The following is a 19,892-nucleotide window of genomic DNA, read 5'->3' on the forward strand; positions in this document are numbered from 1 at the left end:
CATTGCAAATAAAATTAAAAAAGTTGTAAACTTAATTGTAATATGCTAAAATGACTTTAGTATATTACATATAAAAGGTAATATATTTTAGGAGGGAATTATAATGCATAATTTTTTATTGATTTTAGAATTTATATTAGCATTAGCTCTTATGATAGTAGTTTTAATGCAACCAAGTAAGGCAGATGGGTTAAAAGGATTTATAACTGGAGGATCAGAAACATTTTTCAGCAAAAATAAGTCTAGAACTAAAGAAGCTCTGCTTGTAAAACTTACAGTAGTTACAGCAATTTTATTTGCAATTACGACTATAGCATTAAATATAGTATAGATTATAATAGCAATGAATATTAACAAAGAAGATTTTGAAATTTAAGATTATAGTTAATAACCTATACTTAAGATTTTGTTATTATAATAAGGTTGTAAGATTACATAAACCTTATTGCTGCTTATAATGGTGTTGATTTTAGAAGGTTAAAGAACCTTTAATAAAAGAAACTTTATTATCTTAAAGGCAGCTTTTTTTATGAGCATTTGTATTTATTAAATTCAATGCTATTGTAATGATTTATTTTTATTTTTATTTAAAGACAGAAAAATATTTGGTTTTAAATTGATTATTAAATTGTACTAAGTTTAAGATGAATGCAGTCTTTAATATAAAAATAATTAATAAGTATAAATTATTTTATTAGGAGGTTTTTTTTTATGAACTCTACTTATATCTATTTAGTAGCACTTAGTGGAATTTTAGCTCTTATATTTGCTTTTATTCTAGCTAAGGATATATCTAAGCAAGATGCTGGTAATGATAGAATGAAAGAGATTGCTGGATACATACACGAAGGGGCTATGGCCTTTTTGAATAGGGAATATAGATATCTTGCAATATTTATAGTTATTGTTGCGGCAATTATAGTTATATTTTTAAACTGGCAGACTGCAATTTGTTTTGTAGTAGGAGCTATCTTCTCTATGGTTGCAGGATACTTTGGTATGATAGTTGCAACTAAAGCAAATGTTAGAACAGCAGAAGCAGCAAGACATGGTCAAAGTCCAGCCTTGAAAATTGCATTTTCAGGTGGAGCTGTAATGGGAATGAGTGTAGTAGGTCTTGGAGTACTAGGATTTAGTATATTATACCTAATGTTTGATGGTAACCCAGTTTATTTAACAGGTTTTGGTCTTGGAGCAAGTTCAATTGCATTATTTGCCCGTGTTGGTGGTGGTATTTATACTAAAGCTGCAGACGTTGGAGCAGATCTTGTAGGAAAAGTTGAAGCTGGAATACCAGAAGATGACCCAAGAAACCCAGCAGTTATAGCAGACAACGTTGGAGATAATGTTGGAGATGTTGCTGGTATGGGAGCAGATTTATTTGAATCCTATGTAGGATCTATGATATCCGCTATAACTTTAGGAGCAGTTGTATTTACAACTGGAGAAGGAGTTTTATATCCTATGGTATTAATGGGCATAGGAATAATAGCATCAATTTTAGGATCTTTATTAGCTAGAAATAGCAAAAATTCTAATCCTCAAAAAGCATTAAATTCAGGAACTTATGTAGGTGGAGTAATAGTTATTATAGCAGCTGCAGTATTAAGTAAAACTGTATTTGGAAACTATAAAGCTTTCTTTGCAGTAGCAGCAGGCCTTGTAGTTGGGATGATAATTGGTAAGGTTACAGAAGTTTATACATCTTCTGATTACAAATCAGTTAAAGCTATAAGTGAACAAGCGGAGACAGGCGCAGCTACTACTATAATATCTGGTTTAGCTGTAGGAATGAAATCTACAGTAATACCAATAATACTAATATCTATTGGTATACTTGTTTCTTATTCAGTTATGGGTGGATTTCAAAATGCGGCTATGGGACTTTATGGTATATCCCTTGCAGCTGTAGGAATGTTATCTATAACAGGCTTAACAGTAGCCGTAGATGCTTATGGCCCAATAGCTGATAATGCTGGTGGTATAGCAGAAATGTCTCATTTACCAGCTGAAGTTAGAGAAATAACAGATAAATTAGATTCTGTTGGTAATACTACAGCAGCAATAGGAAAAGGATTTGCCATAGGTTCAGCTGCATTAACAGCATTAGCATTATTTGCATCTTATGCTCAAGCAGTTAACCTAAATAACATAGATTTGTTAAATCCAGTTAGTTTAGTAGGATTATTAATCGGAGCTATGTTACCTTTCTTGTTTGGAGCACTTACTATGGAATCCGTAGGTAAGGCTGCAAATGAAATGGTTGAAGAAGTAAGAAGACAATTTAGAGAAATACCAGGAATCATGGAAGAAACAACTAAACCAGATTATGCAAAATGTGTTGAAATATCTACTGCAGCTGCGTTAAAAGAAATGATTCTTCCAGGAATACTTGCAATAGTAATTCCAATTTTAGTTGGAATACTTTTAGGAGCTGAAGCTTTAGGTGGACTTATTGGTGGAGCCGTAGCTACAGGCGTTTTAATGGCTATAATGATGTCAAACGCAGGTGGAGCTTGGGATAACGCTAAGAAGTACGTAGAAAGCGGAGTTCATGGTGGTAAGGGAAGTTATGCACATAAGGCTACTGTTGTTGGAGACACAGTAGGAGACCCATTTAAGGATACTTCAGGCCCATCCATGAATATATTGATAAAGCTTATGACTATAGTTTCATTAGTATTTGCACCAGTTATAGTAAAACATGGTGGACTATTAATAAATATGTTTAAGTAAAAAAAGACTTTTAAAAAAAGTAGGCTTCTATGTTATCATAGTAGCCTACTTTTAATTTAGACCTATTTAAGGGCAATTTAAAATTGTTAAACAAAACATAATAATTTTTAAATGTATTTCATGATATAATTAGTCTTATAACTTAGATATACTGGAATTAACATAGAAATTAAGGGCAAAATATAATAATATATATTTAAAATAGTATTTAAACATAAGAGGAGGAAAATTTCAGTTATTAAAAATATTAACAAATGTGTTTAAGGGTGTTAATATGTACTCAAGGTGTGATAATAATGAGTAAACATATAACAAACTATAAACCGGAAGATTTTGCAGGATTATTAAATGTATCAGTAAAAACATTGCAAAGATGGGACAGAGATAAAATACTAATAGCAAAAAGGACTCCTACCGATAGAAGATATTATACATATGACCAATATCTTGAATTTAAAGGTGTAACAAACGATTCGAATACAAAAAATAATAGTTGTTAATAATGAAACATTATCACCTAATGAAGAGTTAGTTCAAGATATAATTTCCATACTTCATGTTTTTAGTTGTAAGATTTATGGGATGCGAAAGTATAAGAAAAAGATAGAGGAAGATGAGGAAATTGCTAAAAGCTTACAAAACGGAAATCAATCCAACAGAGATACAAAAACAAAAGATTAATCAAGAAATTGGAGTTTGTAGATATTTATATAATTCTTATCTAGCTAAGAACAAAGAATTGTATCAACAATATAAAGATGGATTAATCGATAAAAAACAATCATTTATGAATGCTAATGATTTTGATAAATATATAAATCATGAAGTTAAAACTTTAGATGAATATATTTGGATTAATAGTTGTGGTTCTAAAGCTAGAAAGAAAGCTATAGAAAATGCTGAAACTGCTTATAAAAAGTTTTTTAAGGGAGAATCTAAATTCCCTAGATTTAAAAAGAAAAAGAATCAAGATGTTAAAATTTATTTTCCTAAAAATAATAAAGGTGATTGGAAAATCGAACGTCATAAATTAATGATACCTTCTTTAAAGAATGTTAGATTAAAAGAATTCGGATATTTACCAGTTGGAGAAAATGTTGTAAGTGGAACAGTATCAAAAAAGGCTAATAGATACTATGTTTCAGTATTAGTAAAAGTGGAAGAAAAATATCAAGTTAATTCAAATGAAGGATTAGGTATTGATTTAGGACTAAAAGATTTCTCAATAATGTCTAATGGAATTACTAAAAAGAACATTAATAAAACTAAAAGAGTTAAGAAAATAGAAAAGAAATTAAAAAGAGAACAAAGAAAACTTTCAAGAAAGTATGAAAGTTTAAAATTAAGAAATAAAAATATTAAAAAAGAAGGAGGAAATGCTACTAGACAAAATATCCAAAAACAAATAGTTAAAGTACAAAAACTTCATCAGGCTTTAGGAAATGTTAGAGAAAACTATTTAAATCAATCTGTGAATGAAGTAGTTAAGCAAAATCCAAGCTTTGTTACTATTGAAGATTTAAATGTAAGAGGAATGATGAAGAATAAACATCTTTCAAAAGCAATATCAAAACAAGGATTTAATATGTTTAGAGTTAAATTAACTAATAAATGTAATGAATATGGTATTGAATTAAGAATAGTTGATAGATTTTATCCTTCAAGTAAACTATGTCATGAATGTGGTTCTATTAAAAAAGATTTAAAACTAAGTGATAGAGAGTATATTTGTGAATGTGGGTATAAAGAGGATAGAGATTTAAATGCAAGTTTAAATTTGAGAGATGCTAAAATATACAAAATTGCAAATTAGAAGCAATTGTATATATGTACCAATGGCTAGTTGGGAATTTACGACTGTGGAGTGTTATATCAAATGTTAGTAATCTAATTTATTAGATGAGGACAGACACGAAGAAACAGTAATAATCTCGATATGGGTATGTTTGTCCGTATTTTGAGTAGCAGTGATTATATGAACGTTAAAGAAAGTATTATTAATTTTATGAGAAATCAAACATATAAACCAATGGAAATTCGAGAATTAGCTGCTGTTTTTGATATAAGTAAGGGTGAATATAAAGAATTTAAAAAAGTAATAAAGGTAATGGAAAAAGAAGGACTTATAGTAAAAACAAATACAGATAAGCTCGGACTTACTGAAAAGATGGGGTTAGTTCCGGGAAGACTTCAAGCTCACCAAAAGGGATTTGGATTTGTTATACCTGATGAAGAGGGCTTAAAAGATGTATTTATACCTAGTTCATTTATAAATGGAGCTATGAACGGTGATAAGGTTGTTGCAAAAGTCACAAAAGAAGACTTTAATGGTAAAAAAAGAGAAGGAGAGATTATAAGAATAACAGAAAGAACAAATACTACCATCATAGGAGTTTATGAAAGTAGTAGTAACTTTGGATTCGTTATTCCAGAAGATAAAAGGATACAAAATGATATATTCATACCTAAAAACCAAAAAAATGGCGCAGATGATAATGATGTAGTTATAGTAGAGATTACAGAATGGCCAGGAAAGAGAAGAAATCCTGAAGGAAAAGTCTTAGAGATATTAGGTAAAAAAGGTGACAAGGGTCTTGATATATTAACAATAATTAAAAAACATTCATTGCCAGAAGAATTCCCAGAAAAGGTTCTAAAATTTGCGGAAAATATAGAAGATCATATACCAAAGGTTGAATATAAGAAGAGAAAAGATTTAAGAGAAGTTAGAATGGTAACAATTGATGGTGAAGATGCAAAGGATTTAGATGATGCTGTATCTATAGAAAGGCTTGAAAGTGGAAACTATAAGCTAGGAGTTCATATAGCAGACGTATCTCACTATGTAAAGGAAAACAATCCATTAGATAAAGAAGCTCTAAAAAGAGCCACTTCAGTTTACTTAATAGATAGAGTTATACCAATGCTTCCACAAAAGTTATCTAATGGTATTTGTTCTTTAAATCCTAAGGTAGATAGATTAGCTTTAAGCTGTTTTATGGTTATAGATAAATCAGGAAAGGTTTTAGAACATGAAATATATGAAAGTGTAATAAATACAAGTGAGAGAATGACCTATACTGAGGTAACAAAGATACTCAAAAAAGAAGATAATGAACTGTTAAAAAGATATGATTATCTTTATGATGATTTTAAGGCTATGGAAGAGCTTTGTAATATATTAAATAAGAAAAGACTTGATAGAGGAGCTATCGACTTTGACTTTGAAGAATCTAAAATTATACTAGACAAGATGGGTAAACCAATTGATATAAGACCTTATGAAAGAGAAATATCAAATAGAATCATAGAAGAATTTATGTTAGTATGCAATGAAACCATTGCTGAGCATATGTACTGGGCTAATATCCCATTCATTTATAGAATTCACGAAAATCCAGATGAAGAGAAGTTGCAACGTTTTAGTGAATTTATATATAACCTAGGTTATGTAGTTAAATGGAGTAAAGAAATACATCCAAGTTCATTGCAAGAGGTATTAAACAAAGTTAAAGGAGAAAAGGAAGAAAGTGTAGTAAGTACTCTTCTTTTAAGATCTATGATGCAAGCTAAATATGGCCCTGAATCTGTAGGACACTTTGGCCTTGCAGCTAAATATTATTGTCACTTTACATCACCAATAAGAAGATATCCAGACCTTATGATTCATAGAATAATTAAAGAATTTATAAACGGTAAAGTTGACTCAGAAAGAGCTTCAAAGCTTGTTCCTATTGTAGACTATGCTGCAAAACAATCCTCTGAAAGAGAAAGAACCGCAGAAGAGGCCGAGAGAGAAGTAGATGATATGAAAAAAGCTGAGTACATGAGCGAAAAAATTGGAGAAGAATTTGAAGCAGTGATATCCTCAGTAACTAGCTTTGGATTCTTTGCACAGCTACCTAATACAGTAGAAGGTTTGGTTCATATAAGCACCCTAGATGATGATTACTATATATATGATGAAAGACATCTTAGCTTAGTAGGGGAAAGAACAAAAAATATATATAGGCTAGGAGATCCAGTAAGAATAAAAGTATCTAGAGTAGACCTTGAAAATCATGAGATATACTTCGACCTTTTAAAAGAGGACCTAAATACAGAAGATAAAGCCCTTCTAACAAAGAAGATGAGTTATTTAGATGAGGAAGATAAAGATGATGAAGAGGATGAAAGTGATATAATAGAAGATGTTAAAAGTGAGTACTACAAAGAATAAGAGATAAAAATTTAATATTTAAAAATTCTTATGGATAGGTGTAAAAGTGGATAAATATAAAATAGATAAATATACTTTTATAACAGGAGCTACAGGTGGTATAGGCTATGAATTAGCCTTAGTATTTGCTAAAAATAATCATAATTTGTGCCTTGTAGCAAGGGATATTAAAAAGCTAAGAGAGATTAAATTACATTTTGAAAACACATATAAAATAAAAATAATTATATATGGAGTAGATCTTACATTAGAAAAAAGTATTATAGAAATCTATGAGGATATTAAATATAATAATATAATTATAGAAAATATAATTAATAATGCTGGATATGGAAGCTTTGGAAGGTTTCACGAGGTAGATAAAGATAAAGATCTTACTATGATAGATTTAAATATAAAGTCTTTGACTTATATATTAAAGCTATTTATACCAGATTTAATTAAAAATGGTGGTGGAGGCATTATGAATGTAGCTTCTACCGCTGCATTCCAATCAGGACCTATGATGTCTGTGTATTATGCAACAAAGGCCTATGTACTGTCTTTATCAGGAGCTTTAAGACTAGAGCTTAGCCCTTATAATATAAATGTATCAACTCTATGCCCAGGCCCCACAGACACTAATTTTCAAAGCAGGGCTAAGGTTAAAAAGTCAAAGGTTGCAAAAAATTCTATGATGACAGCAGAAGGTGTTGCTATAGGTGCCTACAAAGGATTTAAAAAAGGTAAAGAAATCATAATACCAGGATTTCAAAACAAGGTTTTGGTTTATGGATCTAATTTATTGCCTAGGAAATTAATTCATAAGATAATATTGAAAGTTAATAAAGGATAAGTATATAATTAAGATTAAGTTATAACGGATAATTAAGGTGGGTGAGGTAAATGGCTAAAAGTAAATCAGAAAAGGTATTAGCTGAAAATAGAAAAGCAAGACATGACTATTTTATAGAACAAGGCTTTGAAGCAGGCTTAGAGCTTGTAGGAACAGAAGTTAAATCTATAAGAAACGGAAGATCAAATCTAAAAGATAGCTATGCAGAGGTTAGAAATGGTGAGATATTTGTAAGAAATCTTCACGTAAGTCCTTACGAAGAAGGCAATATATTTAATGTGGACCCTCTAAGAGATAGAAAGTTACTACTTCATAAAAATGAAATATATAAATTAGATGCTCTAGCATCTCAAGATGGATATACACTAGTCCCTCTATCCTTATATTTAAAAAATGGAAGAGTTAAAATGCATCTAGGAGTAGGTAAGGGTAAAAAGAACTATGATAAGAGAGACTCAATGCTTGAAAGAGATCATAAAAGAGATATAGATAGAGAAATGAAAGAAAAGTATAAATAAGAGAAGTTTAGAAGGTGCTAAAGGTATATTTTAGCACCTATTTAATTAAGAATGAAATTTTAGATAATGAGGAGAAAGAAAAATATATATGTGTGTCAATGAATTATGTACAAGCTATAAATAAAAAACGGGAGATAAAATTATGAGAAAAATAAGGACAATAGTAATTCTAAGTTTGGCTTTGTTATTAGGATGTTCAGTAACGGCATCTGCTCATTTTATGTGATTAAGTGTATAAATCCTAGACTGTATAATTAAATTTAGATAGAAATGTTGAAATATTTTAACAGAGGTGGATGTGTTGAATAAAAGACTTAATTTTAAAGGTTTCAAATTATTAATGTGGTTAATATTTTTGATATATTTAGCAATTTTAGTTGAAGTAGTTATCTTAAAAAACGGTACTGCTATTACTATTGCAAGATCAAGAGCTACATTAGGGTTAGAAATGCCATTGAGTAAGAGAATAGCTTATTCAAATTTTATTCCATTTAAAACAATTTTATTATACATAAGTGGTCAAGGGTATAATAGTATACAGAATATATTTGGAAATATTTTGGTGTTCATTCCTTTAGGATTTTTATTACCTATATTGTTTAATAGTTGTAAAAGATTAAACAATACTATTTTTATTTCAATTTTAGTAAGTGCATCTATTGAAACAATTCAATTACTATTTAATTTCGGAAGTTGTGATATAGATGATTTAATATTAAATACATTAGGTTCTATTATAGGATTTGTCATATATAATAATATTAATTTTAGTATAGACAATAATCTTAAATTAGAAATTAAAACTAAGAATAAATAATTATAAGCATGTGAGTTTGAAGATGTTTATAATATAATGAAAGAGCAGCTTACGCTTACTTTTATCTAAAGAAGATTCTAGTTCGAAGGTATTTGAGATTTATGGCTATATGTGATGTGTGCTATTAATAAAGAATGAAAATTATTATATGAGATAGTTATGTTTTAAAATAGAGGTAATGTAAAATTTAATAATTAGGTACAGCGGGATTTTAATGTATTACTAATTTTACTATCTTTTTGTGAAAAAATAGCAAATGATTATAAAAGTAACATTATATAAAGACATAACCTATTGATAAATAACATTAACTGATGTATCATTGTATACATCGGATATATAGAATAACCATTGACTATAATATATAGCTTTGATATAATGTAATTCTATATTGATGTAAAATTAAAATTAAATAGTTTACTTAAAGCACTCTTAACCGAGTACCATGTTATAACATGGGGGCGTAATGGCTTCGACGGGGGTGGGAGCAGCTTTAGAAGCGAGTGGAGGGACCTTCTGGGCCCGCCTTAAAAAACTAGAAGAAAATGTAAACGCAGAAGATAATTTTGCATTAGCAGCTTAATATAGCTGTTCGTTCTACCTGGGAGTCCTACGGCCTAGGATAGGGCGCCGATTAGTAGGGACCCGAGCCTAAGAAAGCTTTGACTTAGGAACGGAAATTATGAAGCTACTGAAGTAAAGAGCCTGTCTATTGGCGCTTTGCAGAGGGAATTTTAAATAATAGACTGCACTCGGAGATGCTAAAGCCTATCTACTTTCGGACAGGGGTTCGATTCATAAATAGGGTCGCCTTCTAGAGTGATCTAGAAGTGAAAACTTGGCTTTATCGGTGAACCCGTAACACTTTAAGGTGACGGCAATGCCGAGAGGTATGTGAAGAAATTCAACAGCCTCGTATCGACTTATAGGCTTCTAAACTAATTCTTAAGAGTTAGCATGAGGTACTAGGATGGAAGCTTAGCATAACTAAATTATGGCTTTCATAATACGCCAGGAGACTTAATAATATTAAGTTTAACACATAGTCAGTGCCATTCAGAAATGATGGAAGAGCATGTCCCCTCGCCTCCACCAAAAAATCCACGATAGAAATATCGTGGATTTTTACTTATTCCAATTTTAGACCCATGAATTCCTTGTAAAAGTCTTCCTTTAATTTCAGCATCCCATCAGAATATTTTCCATTTCTAGGGGTGACATCTTTATATTTTTCAATTATTAGTTTAGCCCTTTTCTTTTTACTTTTAATAACTAAATATGGTTCAATCTCAACTAGAAGATTGATAGCATCGTTATATTTTATTGTATAGGTGAATGAATCTGCATGCTTTTCTAAATTATAATTTTTCTTTGCTTTTATTGTTCCAAGTTTAGTTACGTCTTTGATCCATTGTAATAATTCTATAGTAGTTGAACTTATGCTTATGCATGGAGAGGGGAATTGATTGTGATGAAATTTTAAAAGCATAATACTACCTTCACCATCTATAATTCCAGCTATGTAAGCTTTTTCTTCAGAAGTCATGATTATCACCTCTATTAGTTTGATTTTAGTATTTGTAAAGATGTATAAACTTATACATAAGAGGAAAACAGTGTGGAAAAAAATTAATTAAACTTTTAAATTTATGATATAATTATGTTTAGGTTTAAAGTTATTAAAATAATTTGGACTGAATTTTTATATTGTAAATGGGAGGAAACCCTATGTTTAAAGTTTTAGAATATGTAGCTATAGTAGCAGCAATCATAGGAGTAATTTATCTATCTTTATTTTGTGAAAGTATTATTAAAGGAGAAAAAGAAAAAGTCTTAAAGTATTTTTTAAGATCTCTAATTTTCATAGGAGCTTTTGGTATTTATGTAGTTATAGTGGTTGTTTTTAAAATACCATTTTTTTAAGTAATAAGATTTGTAGGCTTGAATAAAATGGGTGGAATTCCTATCCAGGATATATATTTATATTATACCAATTTAATATATTCGTAGCTTGATGATATTGTCACCGAGGTGTTAGAGGGGCAGGTGTTGAGCCCCCTGCTAATCACTAAATTTGAAGTAACTTAATCAGCTCTTCTAACTCTTCAGACAATTCTTTTGCAAGGATAAAATCATTATATTTTAAAGCTAATTGTATTTTTGTTTCAACTATTCTTTTGTTTTGTTCAATTTCTAAATAGTCTCTTCCAAAATGATTAGCATAAATCATCCTTTTAAAAATTTTCATTTTTACTTTTCTAATTGTCTTATCTTCAATGATTAAAACATAATCCATACAGTTTACTATAGTATAGAAATCATGTGAAATCATTATAATAGCACCTTTATAATTTTGTATAGCTTTTTCAAGTGCTATTTGTGAATATGTATCTAAATGGCATGTTGGTTCATCAAGAAGCAACATGTTTGATTTACTTTCAGAAATTTTAGCTAATTGAAGTAGATTTTTTTCTCCACCAGATAATGTGCCTATTTTTTGATTAATTCTTTCTTCTTCAAAACCATAGTATGAAATATGCGATAAAATATCTTCACGAGTTTCGAAACCAACATCGAAAAACTCTTCAAGTATGGTATTAGAATTATTTAGCGTTTTGCTTTGTAGTTGAGATAAATATGCTATTTCAACATTTTCATTTAGCTCAATAGAATCATTATTGTTTTTTAAGATTTCTCCTAGTAAAGTAGTTTTCCCTGTACCATTTGGTCCCACAATGGCTACTTTATCAGTAGATTTAATCTCAAAGTTAACATTTTCTAGAAGCATGTCATCAAAGGCAACACTGTAATCAGTAACTTTTAAAACCGTGGCTTCATCCATTACATTATAGGCAGCTAAACTTATATAAGGTTCTTTAATTTCTACAAAGGGGGCTTTTATTCTACGTTTTTCTAATCTTTCTTGAACTTTAACTCTAGCATTTAGAGCTCTTCCTTTTGCAGGTTCAGCATGATCAGTTGCGAGAAATCTTAGTTTATTTATTAGTTTTTCGTTTCTATCAATTTCTTCATTATCAACAGTAGCTAGTTCTTGTAACTCAATTTTAGTTTGAAGTAATGAGAAGTTATAATCAATATAGCTTCCATCAAACTCTTGTATTTGCATATTTTCAAGGTGGATAATTTTGTTGAAACAATGATTAAGTAGATACCTATTGTGAGTAATAATTAACATTGTTCCTTTGTGTGAATTAATTAGACTTTTAAGAGAATTAAGGTTTTCAAAGTCTAAAAACACATCTGGTTCATCCATAATCATTAAGTCAGGACTATTTAGCATTGCCTTAATTACTTGAATAAGCTTAATTTCACCACCACTAAGGGAAGATATCATTATATCTTTATACTTCATTAAGTTTGTAAGATTTAGTTTCTTATTAATAATTTTTTCAAAATCATCACCATTAATTGCGTCAAATGCGTCTAAAGTTTGTTGATACTTTTCTAGTAAAGTATCAACATCGGTGGATGTTTCCATATCGCTGCAAATAGATGTCATTTCATTTTGTAGTTTAATAAATTCTTCTCCGATATATTCGAAAACTGTAATTTCTTTTGTTTCGCCCTGCTGTGAGAATTGACTTACATACCCAATTCTACAATTAGGGGATTTCTCTAAGGAACCATCAAACATATATTTTTCTGGATCAATAAGGATATCTATTAGTGTACTTTTTCCACTGCCATTTGTTCCTATGAAAGCACAATGCTGTCCATCTTCTAATGTAAATGAAATATTATTATATAGATCTTTTTTCGGAAATGAGTAGGATAAGTTATTAACTTTTATCATATTAGTCCCTCTCTTTATCATTAAAAAAGAGCCTACAAAAATAAGCTCTTTAATACTAAGTTTAACATTGATAGCATAACACTTTTTGCTACTCCCCACAAGGAACCCAGGGTAGAATAAAATGGAAAACTGCGCTTAAGTAGAGAAATAAATAATTGACAACTATATCACTTAATGATATAGTATGTTTAATGATATATCATTAAATGATATATGGTATAAGAAAAGGGAGAAGGTTATTATGGCAAGAAAAGATTCCATTGACATAGGTGAATTAACAGATTCTGCTTTTTATATTTTATCTAGTGTTAGTGAGGAGAAGCATGGTTACTTAATTATGAAAACTATTGAGGAATTTACTGAAAATAAAGTAACAATTGGACCTGCATCATTATACACAACACTTAAAAAGCTCTTAGTAGCAGGGCTCATAGAATTAAAGCCTAGCACAGATGAAAATAAGAAGATATATAAGATTACAAGTCTAGGGCGTGAGATGCTTATAAAAGAGATTGAGCGAAAAAAACAAATGATTAACTTCGCTGAAAAATTTTTAAAGTAGTAGAAAAGGGGTGATATTTGTGAAAAATAAATATGTCATGATCAGCGGATTTGCTTTTAGTGAAGAAAGTGACATGGAAAAACTAAAAAACTATGCAAAGGAAGGTTGGATACTAGAAGACATAGTAGGTGGATTTTTCTACAAATTAAAAAAGGATTTGAATCAAGAGATAGTGTATAGCTTAGACTATCAAAGTGAGCCTAGTGAGGAATATTTTACTTTATTTAAAGAAGCGGGTTGGACACCTGTTGTTTCTATAGGGAATGAAATGCACATTTTTTCAGGACCTACTGGAATAAAACCAATTTACAGTGATAAGGAATCAGAAATAGAAAAATATACAAGAATGAAAATACAAACAGGTAGGGGAGCGCTGTACTCTTTCATCACAGGTATTGTGCTTATGATTATATTATTTGTATCAGTAATTACTATAAGACCTATATTTTTAATTGTTTCAGGATTATTCATGATAAATACAATTGTATTTATATTCAACTTTTTACCATACCTAGCCTATAGTCATAGGATAAGGCAAATGAAAAATATGGTAAAATAATAGCTAATAAATTTATAGGTGCAATAAATGTTATAGAAAAAATGGCTTATAACTATAAGAACATCGGTTATAAAAGTATATTAAATGGAAGAGGTATATCATGTATAGTAAAGATTTTAATGAAATTTCAGAAAATATTCAACTCCTTAGGAATGAAGTAGATGAGAAATTGGCAGAGCGGCTAAAATTAGATTTACTAGAGCGAATTTATAAAAGACTCTACTCTTTTGATTGTAATGAATGTAATAAAGTTATTAATGAATTAGATGATCAAGTTAGGGAGTTAAGGAATAAGAGAGGTTTGCTAGATAAAGAGGAACTAAAACAGCATACTAAGAAAATTGAAGCTATGAAATTACATCTACAAAAAGATCATAAATTAGTACCTGAAGGGTATTATACTAGCATTTATATCAGTATAGGAGTTAGTTTGGGACTCATCTTCGGACTAACGCTATTTCATAATGTAGCATTAGGACTACCTATTGGTATGGCAGTGGGTGTCGGAGTAGGATCAGGACTAGATGCTGATGCAAAGAAAAAAGGTAAGGTAATATAATAAACTTAAACTTACCTTTAAAGTAAAATTAGAATATAAGGAGTTCTTAAATGAAATATTATTTAGCACCAATGGAAGGAATCACAGGATACATATATAGAAATGCTTATGATAAATTTTTTCATAACATTGATAAATACTTTACACCTTTTATTGTAACAAATAAAAGTAGAAGTCTTAAAACTAAAGAGCTAAGGGATGTGTTACCTGAAAACAATAAGGGTATGAATGTTGTGCCTCAACTACTTACTAATGATTCGGAAGGATTTATTAATACTTCTAGAAAATTACAAAGCTTAGGCTATAATGAGGTTAATTTAAATTTAGGCTGTCCTTCAGGAACTGTTGTTTCAAAAAATACAGGCTCTGGGTTTCTAGCTAAAAGAGAAGAGCTTGATATGTTTTTAGAGGAAATATTTAAAATGGATGATATGAAAATTTCTATAAAAACTAGAATAGGAAAGGATAGCTCAGAAGAGTTTTATGAGCTTATAAAAATTTATAATAAATATCCTATAGAGGAATTAATCATTCATCCTAGAACACAAAAAGACTTTTATGGAAATAAACCTAATTTAGAGGTATTTAAAGATGCACTATCTTTAAGCAGTAATCCAATATGTTATAATGGCGATATTTTTACTACTGATAACCATGAAAAGTTAATAAAGGACTTTCCAAAGGTAAATAAAATAATGATAGGTAGAGGAATAATAGCTAATCCAGGACTTATAAATGAGATCAAAAACAATACTAATCTAGACAAAGAGGTACTTAAAGATTTCCATGATGAAATTTTTAGTGGATATAGAGAATTTTTAAATGAAGAGAGAAATGCAATGTTTAGAATGAAAGAATTATGGGGATACATGAGTCACATATTTTCAAATAATGAAAAGTATGCTAAGAAAATAAAGAAGTCACAAAGGTTAAGTGATTATGAACAAGCGGTTTCAAGTTTATTTAGGGAACAGGAAATCATAAAGGAGAGAATCATATGAAAACAATAGAAGTAGTAGCAGCTGTAATAAAAGAGGAGAAAAAATATTTATCACATCATTTGTGAGATTTCTTCTGGAGAGTTAAACCTAAATGTCCATAACGCGTCTAAATGGAATACATTTAATTAAGGCTTAGTTTATTCTCAAAAATCCCTTTAGTTTAAGAAATCATATAGTCATAAATATCTTCTCTTATAGGAGTAACTAATTGATATTTAATTTCTACAGCTGTTTTACTAGTGTTTTTCATAATAAATTGTATGGGTTTTCCTATGGCTTTGATTTTACCTAGGAAGTAAAATTCTTTTGAAACTTTATCATCCTTATTTTTTCTAACAAATAAGCTCATTTCAATACCATTTTCTTCAGCATTATAAGCTTGTACTATATCATCAGAAGTTATCGTTCTACCTACCTTTGATATAGCAATTAACTGGGAAGGGGATTGAAATCTATCTTCGTAATTAATGGTATCTGTAATATCAGAAGATTTCTCATAGTTGATAAATACAGGGTAGGTTTTAGTAGTTTTATCAAATTTATAGCCGCCAATATTAAGCGCAACTTCTCCTTTTTCCCACTCTAGAAGTCTACAAACATCCTCATAGGTATACTTCTCATATAACTGAAGGCTAGTATTCATATATCTGTTACTGTAAAACTTTTTGTATCTTTCTATTCCAAAATCAATTAATTCTTCAACTATACATTTAAAATCATTATTTTCAAGGTGATATTTAAAGGATTTAGAAATATTATAATCAGAATCTGACTTTTCTAAGAAAATACATTTTTCATAAGTCTTTTTACCGGCGCCTGATAAAAATTCATTTGTAAGAACGTTAACTACATTGGTTTCAGTACTAGCTTTAAAGTCTATATGATAATATTCTTTTAATCCCCTTTTCAGATTGCAAATTAGATCAGTTTCATAGTTAATGGCATATTTAAGCATAAGTAGTTCATGAATTCTTTTACCAGAAGCTAGCTTTTTAGAAATAAATTCAATAAACAATTCCTTTGAATCATCAAGTCTTATTTCATATTCTTTTTCATATTTTTTTAAAAACATATAATAAGAGCCAAGACTTTTGCTTTGGAAAATTCTTAAAGGATCAATAGATTCATAGGTATCAAAATCCGCTAAACTTGGTATTCTACCAATCTTTTGTTTAAGAGTATTATAGCTTTCTTTAATTAGCTTAATATCATTAAAGTTAGCCCTATCAATAGACTCAAATATCTTTTTCTTAGATATTTCATCAAAATTAATAGTGGAGCAACCAGGTATTATTCTTGTGCCTTCCATAACATACTTTCTAATATTATCTTTGTTAAAAGTCCTATCTCCAGATAAAGCAATGGGAATTAAAAAGTTACTGTTATAATTTCCTATAAAGTCTATGATAACAACATATTCTTTAAATTTGTCCTTCCTAAGACCTCTACCTAATTGTTGAACAAAGATAATGGAGGACTTAGTTGGCCTTAACATAACAACTTGATTTACAGAGGGGATATCTACACCCTCATTAAAGATATCTACAGTAAATATATAATCTAAAGAATTATCTATTTCATCTTGTTCTAAGCTCTGAATTGCTATTTCTCTTTCATTTTGAGTATTATCTCCGGTTAGAGCCACTGTTTTATATCCATAGGTGTTAAATATATCTGAAAGCTCATGGGCCTCCTTATTATCACTACAAAATATTAATCCCTTTACTCTTTCACCACAATATCCATAAAAATTAATTTTATCTATTATATGATTAACTCTTTCCTTAGCTACTAAGGCTTTAAAATTAGATTTATCTTCCAGCTCCACACCATCCACGCTAATATCAGATACACCAAAGTAATGGAAGGGGCAAAGCAAATCTTCTTCTAAGGCTTTTTGAAGACGTATTTCATAGGCGATATTGTAATTAAACATCTTAAAAATATCAAAGTCATCACATCTTTCAGGTGTGGCTGTCATACCAAGCAAGAATTTAGGGGTAAAATATTCAACTATCTTCTGATAGCTATTAGCTCCTGCTTTATGAACTTCATCAATGATAATATAATCAAATTCATCCTTTTCAAAACTTTTAAGAACATCATCCTTTGATAGTGTTTGGACTGTACAAAAGATAAAGTCCTTATTAATATCCTTCCTAGTTCCAGATAGAATACCCATAGTTCTAGTATCACCAAATACATTTTGAAAGCTATTTAAAGCTTGCCTCGCTATTTGTTCTCTATGTACTATAAATAGAGCCTTTTTAGGATTATAATTTCTTAGTTCAAAAGCAGATAAATAGGTTTTTCCAGTACCTGTAGCAGAAATTAAAAGAGCTTTATCAGAGCCATCTTCTCGGATCTTATTTAATCCTTGTATGGCAGCTACCTGCATTTTATTTGGCTTAAGCTTATATTGTGAAAGCCTCGGAACACTACTTTTCCTAGCGTATTCAATCTGCTTTTTATAAATATCCTGGTAGGTTTCTATCCAATCTAAAGTTAGATCATAGGCATCATCCCAAAGTCCATTAAACTCATCAATAACATTTTCAGTTAAAGAACCTTCCTCTAAAGAAGAAATTTTAAAATTCCATTCTTTGTTTTTGGTTAAGGCTGATTGAGTTAAATTTGAACTACCAACAATTAATTTATAGTGATCATCATATTTAAATATGTAACCTTTAGTATGAAAGTTTTCTTTGCTATATAGTTTAATTTCAATATTTGAAAACTCTAGTAGTTTTCTAAGGGCTTTAGGCTCACTAAAGTTCAAATAATCTGTAGTTAATATCTTACCTTTAATACCTTTTTCATCTAAATATTTAAGAGTTTCAAGTAAGGGGGTTATACCACTACTTGTAATAAAGGCAACGGATATAAAAAATTCCTTGCACTTAGTTAACTCAGAAATTATTTCTGTTAAAACTTTGCTACCCTTTGAGTAGTCGTTTACTATTAACTTTGGAGTTAAAGCTAGATTTGAATCTATTAAGCTATTTATGAGCCCAGCTTCACTAGCTTTAAGAATCTCATTTTTAATTATACTTTTATCGCCTGTATCAATAGACTTTATGGTAATACCTTCTAGGTTGTGGTCTATATCAGATTTAATTATATTACTCATATTTACCTCGCATTTCATATATTAGTTAAGGTGTAAATGATTTCATTAGTGATTATATTATAGCATAATTATGGTATAGTGATATTGATAAGTGAAGGGTATAATAAGTTAATAAAATAAAGTAAAGTACGGAGGAAATATATATATGATAAATATAGGATGTCATTTGTCTTCATCAAAGGGATTTAAGAACATGGGTGAAAATGCCCTGAAAATCGGAGCCAATACTTTTCAGTTTTTCACTCGTAATCCAAGAGGAAGTAAAGCAAAGGATATAGACGAAAAGGATGTTAAGAAATTTTTAGAATTAGCAAAGGAAAATAACTTTGGTAAAATTTTAGCCCATGCACCATATACATTAAATCCATGTTCAGCTGATGATAGAAATAGAGAATTCGCTATAGAAATAATGAAGGATGATCTAAATAGGATGGAATATATACCAAATAACTTATATAATTTTCATCCCGGAAATCATGTGAAGCAGGGAGTAGAGGCAGGAATAGAATATATAGTTTATGCTTTAAACTCAATTTTGAAAGAAGAGCAGACAACAAAGGTCCTATTAGAAACCATGTCTGGAAAAGGAACTGAAATAGGAAGAAATTTTGAAGAAATAGCTGAAATTATAAAGGGTGTTAGGTTAAAAGATCATATAGGTGTATGTTTAGATACATGCCATATTTATGATGCAGGATATGATATAGTAAATGAATTAGATAAAGTTTTAGATGAGTTTGACAGGATAATAGGTCTTGATAAATTATGTGCTATTCATTTAAATGATAGTAAAAATCCATTTGAAAGCCACAAAGATAGACATGAAACAATAGGAGAGGGATACATAGGATTAGATGCTATATCTAATATAATTAATCATAAGAAGCTATGCCATCTACCATTTTTTCTTGAAACTCCAAATGAACTTGAAGGACATAAAAGAGAAATAGAATTACTTAAGAGTGTGTATAATATGATATAATTAGAGTAGTAACTACATTATACAAGGAGTAAATGTATGGGTGAATCAAATGAAATAGGTCTTATGGATAAAGAAAAATTATTAAACATATTGACTATTTAAATGAACTACTAAAAGAAAATCAATTACAGCTTGAGATAACTATTTATGATGGTTCAAT

The 19,892-nt window shown here is 29.6% G+C and carries 16 protein-coding genes, 1 other RNA gene and 1 pseudogene; 15 read left to right on the forward strand and 3 right to left on the reverse strand.

Translation table 11 applies throughout. The features are described from left to right. Positions 1 to 103: 103 nt before the first annotated feature. From secG to ssrA, 9 genes and pseudogenes are all read left to right on the forward strand, one after another. The gene (gene secG, locus BD821_RS03220; protein WP_104409277.1) at positions 104 to 331 is read left to right on the forward strand and encodes a preprotein translocase subunit SecG; all 228 of its coding nucleotides are present in this window, start codon (positions 104 to 106) and stop codon (positions 329 to 331) included. A 380-nt stretch (positions 332 to 711) separates the two neighbouring features. Next, positions 712 to 2,736, forward strand: coding sequence for a sodium-translocating pyrophosphatase (locus tag BD821_RS03225; protein WP_104409278.1), 2,025 nt, complete (start codon positions 712 to 714; stop codon positions 2,734 to 2,736). Between the two features lie 308 nt (positions 2,737 to 3,044). Further along, positions 3,045 to 3,417, forward strand: a pseudogene (locus BD821_RS03230) (IS607 family transposase). Then, the gene (locus tag BD821_RS03235; protein ID WP_104409279.1) at positions 3,359 to 4,549 is read left to right on the forward strand and encodes an RNA-guided endonuclease InsQ/TnpB family protein; all 1,191 of its coding nucleotides are present in this window, start codon (positions 3,359 to 3,361) and stop codon (positions 4,547 to 4,549) included. Before BD821_RS03230 ends, BD821_RS03235 begins: the two are co-directional and overlap by 59 nt. Before the next feature lie 162 nt (positions 4,550 to 4,711). Then, positions 4,712 to 6,955 (forward strand): ribonuclease R, encoded by a 2,244-nt coding sequence (rnr, locus tag BD821_RS03240; RefSeq protein WP_104409280.1) that lies wholly within the window; start codon positions 4,712 to 4,714, stop codon positions 6,953 to 6,955. 46 nt (positions 6,956 to 7,001) lie between these two features. Continuing rightward, the gene (locus BD821_RS03245; RefSeq protein WP_242971450.1) at positions 7,002 to 7,790 is read left to right on the forward strand and encodes an SDR family NAD(P)-dependent oxidoreductase; all 789 of its coding nucleotides are present in this window, start codon (positions 7,002 to 7,004) and stop codon (positions 7,788 to 7,790) included. A gap of 50 nt (positions 7,791 to 7,840) precedes the next feature. Beyond that, complete coding sequence (gene smpB, locus BD821_RS03250) at positions 7,841 to 8,308, forward strand: SsrA-binding protein SmpB (RefSeq protein ID WP_104409281.1); 468 nt, start codon at positions 7,841 to 7,843, stop codon at positions 8,306 to 8,308. 301 nt (positions 8,309 to 8,609) lie between these two features. Then, on the forward strand, positions 8,610 to 9,125 hold the full coding sequence (locus BD821_RS03255) for a VanZ family protein (protein WP_104409282.1): 516 nt from the start codon (positions 8,610 to 8,612) through the stop codon (positions 9,123 to 9,125). A 465-nt stretch (positions 9,126 to 9,590) separates the two neighbouring features. Beyond that, positions 9,591 to 9,923, forward strand: a transfer-messenger RNA (tmRNA) gene (gene ssrA / locus BD821_RS03260). Between the two features lie 331 nt (positions 9,924 to 10,254). Here the strand turns inward: ssrA and BD821_RS03265 are convergent. Then, the gene (locus BD821_RS03265) at positions 10,255 to 10,671 is read right to left on the reverse strand and encodes a hypothetical protein (RefSeq protein ID WP_104409283.1); all 417 of its coding nucleotides are present in this window, start codon (positions 10,669 to 10,671) and stop codon (positions 10,255 to 10,257) included. 182 nt (positions 10,672 to 10,853) lie between these two features. Between BD821_RS03265 and BD821_RS03270 the strand changes: the two genes are divergently transcribed. Continuing rightward, entirely contained in the window at positions 10,854 to 11,048 is a 195-nt protein-coding gene (locus BD821_RS03270; RefSeq protein WP_104409284.1) for a hypothetical protein, read from the forward strand. 145 nt (positions 11,049 to 11,193) lie between these two features. On the opposite strand, the gene BD821_RS03275 is transcribed toward BD821_RS03270, so the two are convergent. Then, entirely contained in the window at positions 11,194 to 12,939 is a 1,746-nt protein-coding gene (locus BD821_RS03275; protein WP_104409285.1) for an ABC-F family ATP-binding cassette domain-containing protein, read from the reverse strand. 241 nt (positions 12,940 to 13,180) lie between these two features. Between BD821_RS03275 and BD821_RS03280 the strand changes: the two genes are divergently transcribed. From BD821_RS03280 to BD821_RS03295, 4 genes are all read left to right on the forward strand, one after another. Continuing rightward, a complete protein-coding gene (locus BD821_RS03280; protein WP_029452561.1) occupies positions 13,181 to 13,501 on the forward strand; it encodes a PadR family transcriptional regulator in 321 nt (106 codons plus the stop codon). Positions 13,502 to 13,520: 19 nt separating this feature from the next. After that, positions 13,521 to 14,060: a DUF2812 domain-containing protein gene (locus BD821_RS03285; protein WP_104409286.1), complete on the forward strand. Its 540-nt coding sequence runs from the start codon at positions 13,521 to 13,523 to the stop codon at positions 14,058 to 14,060. 100 nt (positions 14,061 to 14,160) lie between these two features. Further along, complete coding sequence (locus BD821_RS13580; RefSeq protein WP_207655263.1) at positions 14,161 to 14,619, forward strand: hypothetical protein; 459 nt, start codon at positions 14,161 to 14,163, stop codon at positions 14,617 to 14,619. A 50-nt stretch (positions 14,620 to 14,669) separates the two neighbouring features. Further along, complete coding sequence (locus tag BD821_RS03295) at positions 14,670 to 15,620, forward strand: tRNA dihydrouridine synthase (RefSeq protein WP_104409287.1); 951 nt, start codon at positions 14,670 to 14,672, stop codon at positions 15,618 to 15,620. Between the two features lie 160 nt (positions 15,621 to 15,780). Here the strand turns inward: BD821_RS03295 and BD821_RS03300 are convergent, their stop codons facing one another. Further along, a complete protein-coding gene (locus BD821_RS03300; RefSeq protein WP_104409288.1) occupies positions 15,781 to 18,750 on the reverse strand; it encodes a DEAD/DEAH box helicase in 2,970 nt (989 codons plus the stop codon). 145 nt (positions 18,751 to 18,895) lie between these two features. Here BD821_RS03300 and BD821_RS03305 point away from each other — a divergent pair, with 145 nt between their 5' ends. After that, the gene (locus tag BD821_RS03305; RefSeq protein WP_104409289.1) at positions 18,896 to 19,732 is read left to right on the forward strand and encodes a deoxyribonuclease IV; all 837 of its coding nucleotides are present in this window, start codon (positions 18,896 to 18,898) and stop codon (positions 19,730 to 19,732) included. The last annotated feature ends 160 nt before the right edge of the window (positions 19,733 to 19,892 follow it).

Source organism: Clostridium algidicarnis DSM 15099 (genome assembly GCF_002934235.1).
GTDB classification, from domain to species: domain Bacteria; phylum Bacillota; class Clostridia; order Clostridiales; family Clostridiaceae; genus Clostridium_L; species Clostridium_L algidicarnis.

Bases quoted from the DNA above. Each gene is read 5' to 3' on its own strand.
- secG (WP_104409277.1), top strand. From the start codon at position 104: ATGCATAATTTTTTATTGATTTTAGAATTTATATTAGCATTAGCTCTT.
- BD821_RS03225 (WP_104409278.1), top strand. From the start codon at position 712: ATGAACTCTACTTATATCTATTTAGTAGCACTTAGTGGAATTTTAGCT.
- rnr (WP_104409280.1), top strand. From the start codon at position 4,712: ATGAACGTTAAAGAAAGTATTATTAATTTTATGAGAAATCAAACATAT.
- smpB (WP_104409281.1), top strand. From the start codon at position 7,841: ATGGCTAAAAGTAAATCAGAAAAGGTATTAGCTGAAAATAGAAAAGCA.
- BD821_RS03265 (WP_104409283.1), bottom strand. From the start codon at position 10,671: ATGACTTCTGAAGAAAAAGCTTACATAGCTGGAATTATAGATGGTGAA.
- BD821_RS03270 (WP_104409284.1), top strand. From the start codon at position 10,854: ATGTTTAAAGTTTTAGAATATGTAGCTATAGTAGCAGCAATCATAGGA.
- BD821_RS03275 (WP_104409285.1), bottom strand. From the start codon at position 12,939: ATGATAAAAGTTAATAACTTATCCTACTCATTTCCGAAAAAAGATCTA.
- BD821_RS03280 (WP_029452561.1), top strand. From the start codon at position 13,181: ATGGCAAGAAAAGATTCCATTGACATAGGTGAATTAACAGATTCTGCT.
- BD821_RS13580 (WP_207655263.1), top strand. From the start codon at position 14,161: ATGTATAGTAAAGATTTTAATGAAATTTCAGAAAATATTCAACTCCTT.
- BD821_RS03295 (WP_104409287.1), top strand. From the start codon at position 14,670: ATGAAATATTATTTAGCACCAATGGAAGGAATCACAGGATACATATAT.
- BD821_RS03300 (WP_104409288.1), bottom strand. From the start codon at position 18,750: ATGAGTAATATAATTAAATCTGATATAGACCACAACCTAGAAGGTATT.
- BD821_RS03305 (WP_104409289.1), top strand. From the start codon at position 18,896: ATGATAAATATAGGATGTCATTTGTCTTCATCAAAGGGATTTAAGAAC.